The 4,922-nt window shown below is 71.0% G+C and carries 4 protein-coding genes, 1 pseudogene and 1 riboswitch; of the genes and pseudogenes, 1 reads left to right on the top strand and 4 read right to left on the bottom strand.

What is annotated here, in order from left to right; all coding sequences use genetic code 11:
• Positions 1 to 43 precede the first annotated feature (43 nt).
• A complete protein-coding gene (locus CKO33_RS13095; RefSeq protein WP_200182669.1) occupies positions 44 to 1,342 on the top strand; it encodes an MFS transporter in 1,299 nt (432 codons plus the stop codon).
• Here CKO33_RS13095 and CKO33_RS13090 read toward each other — a convergent pair.
• From CKO33_RS13090 to CKO33_RS13075, 4 genes and pseudogenes are all read right to left on the bottom strand, one after another.
• Entirely contained in the window at positions 1,305 to 1,970 is a 666-nt protein-coding gene (locus CKO33_RS13090) for an anaerobic ribonucleoside-triphosphate reductase activating protein (RefSeq protein ID WP_200182668.1), read from the bottom strand. The genes CKO33_RS13095 and CKO33_RS13090 overlap by 38 nt on opposite strands.
• Positions 1,952 to 2,125 (bottom strand): anaerobic ribonucleoside-triphosphate reductase, encoded by a 174-nt coding sequence (gene nrdD, locus CKO33_RS13905; protein ID WP_200182667.1) that lies wholly within the window; start codon positions 2,123 to 2,125, stop codon positions 1,952 to 1,954. The genes CKO33_RS13090 and nrdD overlap by 19 nt, the downstream gene beginning before the upstream one ends.
• Positions 2,112 to 3,905: a ribonucleoside triphosphate reductase gene (locus tag CKO33_RS13080; RefSeq protein WP_274600770.1), complete on the bottom strand. Its 1,794-nt coding sequence runs from the start codon at positions 3,903 to 3,905 to the stop codon at positions 2,112 to 2,114. The genes nrdD and CKO33_RS13080 overlap by 14 nt, the downstream gene beginning before the upstream one ends.
• 119 nt (positions 3,906 to 4,024) lie before the next feature.
• Positions 4,025 to 4,246: riboswitch (cobalamin riboswitch) on the bottom strand.
• Between the two features lie 54 nt (positions 4,247 to 4,300).
• Positions 4,301 to 4,922 (bottom strand): annotated as a pseudogene (locus CKO33_RS13075) (hypothetical protein); the annotation flags it as partial.

Raw genomic sequence — 4,922 nt, 5'->3', positions numbered from 1 at the left:
CACCACAGCCCACGCCCCCCATCCCCCCCATCCGCCGCGGCCGGTGGTGGAGCTCTACGAGGCCATCACCGGCGACGAGGACGCCCGCGTCTGCAAGGACATCCCCGAATCCGCCTGCCGCGTGCAGCCGGCCAGCTTCTTCATCCACCTGATCTCCAACACCGCCACCAAGATCGGCGACGAGCTGGCCAGCGCCAAACTGGTACTGGCCTGGCTCATGGCGGCCCTGGGGGCACCGGCGGCCCTGGCGGGCCTGCTGGTGCCCATCCGCGAGGCAGGGGCCCTCATGCCCCAGCTGCTGGTGGCCGCCTTCATCCGCCACGCCCCGGTGCGCAAGTGGTTCTGGATCTGGGGCAGCGTCGGCCAGGCCCTGGCGGTGGCGGGCATGGGCCTGACCGCCTTCACCCTCGGCGGCGCCGCCGCCGGCTGGGTCATCGTCGCCCTCACGGTGGTGTTCGCCCTGGCCCGGGGCATGAGCTCCGTGGCCTCCAAGGACGTGCTGGGCAAGACCATCAGCAAGCAGCGCCGTGGCACCCTCATGGGCTACGCCTCCGCCGCCGCCGGGGCCGCCACCCTGGGGCTGGGTCTTTGGCTCACCCTGCAGGGGGGCGCAGAGGCCGGAGCCGGGTTCTTCGCGGTCCTGCTGCTGGCGGCCGCCGGCCTGTGGCTGCTGGCGGCGGCCGTGTTCGCCACGCTGCGGGAGGAACCCGGGGCCACCGGGGGCGGCGGCAACGCCATCACCGAGGGCCTGCGCTCCCTGGGCCTGTTGCGCACGGATGCCCCCTTCCGCCGTTTCGTCGTCACCCGCGCCCTGCTCATGAGCACGGCCCTGGCCCAGCCCTTCTACGTCCTGCTGGCGCAGCAGCAGGGGGACGGCGGCCTCGCGGACCTGGGGCTGCTGATCCTGGCCACGGGACTGGCGGGGACCCTGAGCGCCCCCGTCTGGGGCCGCCTCTCCGACCGCTCCAGCCGCCGCGTGCTCATGGCCGCCGGCGCTCTGGCGGGGGCCCTCGGGGTGGTGGTCTTTCTCCTGGTGACCCTGGAGGTGCCCTGGGCCCTCAGCCCCTGGGCCTTCGCCGCCTTTTTGCTGATCATGGGCATGGCCCATGCGGGCGTACGCCTGGGGCGCAAGACCTACCTGGTGGACATGGCCACCGCCGAGACCCGCGCCGCCTATACCGCCGTGAGCAACACCGTCATCGGCCTGCTGCTGCTGGTGGGGGGGCTCTTCGGCCTGGTGGCCCAGCTGGCGGGCACCGCCACGGCCATCCTGGTGCTGTCGCTCCTTGCCCTGGCGGGCGCCGTCAGCGCCGCTCGGCTGGGGGAGGTGCAGCAGGACTGAGGGCCGCCGCCCCCGCCTCCCCCGCCGCCGTCACCACCGGCAGGCAGGGCTGGCGCACCACGCGCCGGGCCCCCAGGGCCTGCAGGCGCGCCTCGATGGCCGCCACCCCATCCGGCGTCAGGTGCCGCGGGTCCTCGGTGATGCGCATCTCGTGGGGCAGGCCATGGGCGATCACCCGGCGGGCACTCTCCCAGGCCGCCTTGCCACTGCCGGGCACACCGGTCAGGGCCGGGTATTCCTCCGGCAGGGCCTTGACGTCCAGGCCGATCCAATCGATACGGGGCAGCAGCGCCGCCAGGCGGTCCGGGTAGGGGCCTGCACTGTGCAGGCCCACCTTGAACCCCATGCCGGCCACCGCGTCCACCGCCGCCGGCAGGGCCGGCTGTAGCGTGGGTTCGCCGCCGGAGAAGACCACGGCATCCAGCAGGCCCCGCCGACCCTGGAGCCAGGCCATCACCTCGCCCCAGGCCATGTTCCCTTCGCCCCGGGCGGGGATCAGTTCCGGATTGTGGCAGTAGCTGCAACGCCAGGGGCAGCCCTGGCAGAAGATCACCGCCGCCAGCTCCCCGGGATAGTCGATGGTGGTCAGGGGGGCGAGCCCCCCGACCCTCAATCCCCGGGCGGGCATGCCGGGGCCTCGCGGAAGAAGACCCGCTCCCCGTGCTCCGCCTGCTTGCCCGGATTCCAGGCGGAGACGGGGCGGTGGTACCCCATCACCCGGGTCCACACCTCGCAGGGGGTGCGTTCGTGATCCTTCAGTTCCACATCTTCATGCGGCTTCATGGGCGTTCTCCTTTCGTTTGCGTTCGATCAGTTCTTGGTCGCACAGGGGGCAGAAGGCGTGTTCCCCGCTCAGATACCCGTGTACCGGGCAGATGGAAAAGGTGGGCGTGACCGTGATGTAGGGCAGGGAGAAGTGCTCCAGGGCCCGTCGCACCAGACGGCGGCAGGCCTCGGTGCTGGAGATGCGCTCGCCCATATAGAGATGCAGCACGGTACCGCCGGTGTATTTCCCCTGCAGGGCCTCCTGCATCTCCAGGGCATGGAAGGGGTCATCGGTGTAGCCCGCCGGCAGCTGGGAGGAGTTGGTGTAGTAGGGCTGTTCCGGCGTGCCCGACTGGAGGATGTCCGGATAACGCCTTTGGTCCTCCTTGGCGAAGCGGTAGGTGGCCCCCTCTGCCGGCGTGGCCTCCAGGTTGTACATGTGCCCCGTGCGTTCCTGGAATGCGGTCATGCGCTCCCGGATATGGTCCAAAAAGCGCAGGGCCAGGGCCTGCCCCTGGGGCGTGGTGATGTCCTCCGCGCCCCCGGTGTGGTTCAGGATCATCTCGTGCAGGCCGTTGATGCCGAGGGTGGAGAAGTGATTGCGCAGGGTGCCCAGGTAGCGCCGGGTATAGGGGAACAGTCCGGCATCCATATGCCGCTGGATCACCGCCCGCTTGCGCTCCAGGCTGTCGCAGCCCAGCTCCAGCAGGCGGTCCAGGGCCTGGAACAGTCCCGCCTCGTCCCCTTTGTGCAGATACCCCAGGCGGGCGCAGTTGAGGGTCACCACCCCCAGGGACCCGGTCTGCTCCGCGGAACCGAACAGGCCGTTGCCCCGCTTGAGCAGCTCGCTCAGGTCCAGCTGCAGGCGGCAGCACATGGAGCGCACCATATGGGGCGAGAGCCCGGAGCGGATGAAGTTCTGGAAATAGGGCAGGCCATATTTGGCGGCCATGGCAAACAGCCTTTCCGCGTTCCCGCTCTCCCAGGGGAAGTCCTCAGTGATGTTGTAGGTGGGGATGGGGAAGGTGAAGACCCGGCCCCGGGCGTCCCCCTCGGTCATCACCTCGATAAAGGCCCGGTTGATCCGGTCCATCTCCGGCTGCAGATCGCCGTAGGTGAAGTCCATCTCCTCCCCGGCGATCACCGGCACCTGAGCACGCAGATCCTCGGGGCAGACCCAGTCGAAGGTGAGATTGGTAAACGGGGCCTGGGAGCCCCAGCGGGAGGGGACGTTGAGGTTGTAGATCAGTTCCTGCAGGCACTGGCGCACCTGCCCGTAGCTCAGGCGGTCCTTGCGCACGAAGGGGGCCAGATAGGTGTCGAAGGAACTGAAGGCCTGGGCCCCGGCCCACTCGTTCTGCAGCGTCCCCAGGAAGTTGACCATCTGGCCCATGGCACTGGACAGGTGCCGGGGCGGGCCCGCCTCCACCTTGCCGGGGACGCCGTTGAAGCCCTCGTGGAGCAGGGTGCGCAGGGACCAGCCGGCACAGTAGCCCGAAAGCATGTCCAGGTCGTGGATGTGCAGATCCCCGTCACGATGGGCCGCCCCCACCTCCGGCGGGTAGACCTGGTCCAGCCAGTAGTTGGCGATCATCTTGCCGGCGCTGTTGAGGATCAGCCCGCCCAGGGAATAGCCCTGGTTGGCGTTGGCCGAGACCCGCCAATCCGCCCGCTGCAGGTATTCGTCGATGGTCCGGGCCACGTCCAGGCGGGTGCCGCCGCGGGGCGCGGCAGGGCCGCCCGCCGGGGGGGCTTCGTGGTGGGGATCCCGGGGGGATGGGGTGGCTTGGAAAGGCATGGCGTCTCCCTGGTGGTGTCCGTGGAGACCCCGCGCACCCGGGGGCCGGCCGCCGGACACACCGGCAGACGCACCCCCGGATCCCTGACGCGGGGATCCGGGTGACACCGCGCCATCGGGTGGCGCGGTGGTCTCCGGCAGGTCTTCGGACTCGGGGACACGCCGGCCTGGCCGGCACCTGGGACCGCGGCTTCCCATCCCGAAGGACAGTGCCCGGCCCGGGGATACCCCCGGGCCCTGCGGTCTTCGTTTCCCCTCACCGCTGCGCGACAGTTCCGGATTTACACCGGATTCCCTGAAACCCAATATATTGGGCCTCAACCGAAGACGCGGCCCAATATAGAAGGCCCGCCCCGGGAATTCAAGTCGCCCCGGCAGAGGCGGGGCCCGCAGGTTCAGCCCTGCACCGGCGGGAACCAGCGCGCCAGCGCCCCGCGCAGCAGCCGGATGACACCACGGCGGCCGTGCACCCCCGCGTGCCGGGCCACCGCGTCCCAGTCCCGGTGCTGCAGCACCCGCATCACCAGGGCATCCCGCTGCACCGGCTCCAGGGCGGCGGCCCGGGCCGCATCCGACAGGCCCCAGGGCACTGCCACCGCCAGTTCCGGCAGGCAGGCCTCGAAGATGCGCCGCTCATGGGCGAACCCCGCCAGGGCCCGGACCTGCCCCGGGTCCAGCGGGGGGACCGCCGCGCCCCGCCAGAGGCCGGCGGCCAGGGCCGGTTCCATGCCACGCAGGGGGTCCGCCAGCAGCGGCCCCAGGGCCTGGGCGAAGCGCTGCCGGGCCGCAGTGGCGACTTCCTCACCGGCTGCGGTCAGCGGGCGCAGCACCGTCACCCCCCAGCCGCCGCTGCTCACCTCCGGCTTGACCCCCACGCGCACCGGCGCAAATCCCTGGCCTCGCCAGAAGGCCAGCAGGTCCGGGCCCTGGCGGGGTTCGCCCATGAGCGGCGCATCTTCGAGGCCTGCCTGCCGGAACTGGCGGTGGCAGTGCCCTGGGGCCTGTCGGATGCGGCCC

This window comes from Ectothiorhodospira mobilis (genome assembly GCF_016584115.1).
Taxonomy (GTDB): Bacteria; Pseudomonadota; Gammaproteobacteria; order Ectothiorhodospirales; family Ectothiorhodospiraceae; genus Ectothiorhodospira; species Ectothiorhodospira mobilis.
Note: the sequence above shows the minus strand (reverse complement) of the source record. Positions and strands in the feature narration are given on the sequence as shown.

Excerpts from the sequence above, each read along its gene's own strand:
- CKO33_RS13090 (WP_200182668.1), bottom strand. The coding sequence starts at position 1,970 with ATGCCCGCCCGGGGATTGAGGGTCGGGGGGCTCGCCCCCCTGACCACC.
- nrdD (WP_200182667.1), bottom strand. The coding sequence starts at position 2,125 with ATGAAGCCGCATGAAGATGTGGAACTGAAGGATCACGAACGCACCCCC.
- CKO33_RS13080 (WP_274600770.1), bottom strand. The coding sequence starts at position 3,905 with ATGCCTTTCCAAGCCACCCCATCCCCCCGGGATCCCCACCACGAAGCC.